Raw genomic sequence first — 442 nt, forward strand, 5'->3', positions numbered from 1 at the left:
AGTTGAGAGATGCGTTGTTTGACTTTGTTGTTTTCAGTCTTTAGCGCATCATTCTCGGCACGAAGCGACTTGTTCTCCTCTATCTGCTTATTGAGGTTCTGCATATAGTAAGTGTATGTCTTGTTGATAGACTTGCGTACACCTTCATTCTGCTTGTCACGTTCTGCATTGATGGCTGCTACAAGAGCCTTGATTGCAGCGTAGATATTAGCCACACGCTCCTCACGCCACGCCTTTTGTCCGATAATAGTAGGAATCGGGATGGCAAGTTCTTTCTTTACGGCATTCATTGCTTCTTGAACTGGAGCCTTGATGTTGAGAAAAGGAATGGTCAGCTCCTTCTTGTCGATCAGGGCAAGTACAGCATACTTCTCCACTTTGTCAAGAGCGACTTTCGCCTGACGTTCAGCTTCAAGCACCACCTTGTTCTTATGCTTGCGTC

General features: G+C 45.7%; 1 pseudogene. It reads right to left on the reverse strand.

Features of this window, described 5'->3' with window-relative positions:
- Positions 1-442: pseudogene (locus tag I6E38_RS15105) on the reverse strand (MobV family relaxase); the annotation flags it as partial.

The organism is Leyella stercorea, assembly GCF_021531355.1.
GTDB lineage: Bacteria > Bacteroidota > Bacteroidia > Bacteroidales > Bacteroidaceae > Prevotella.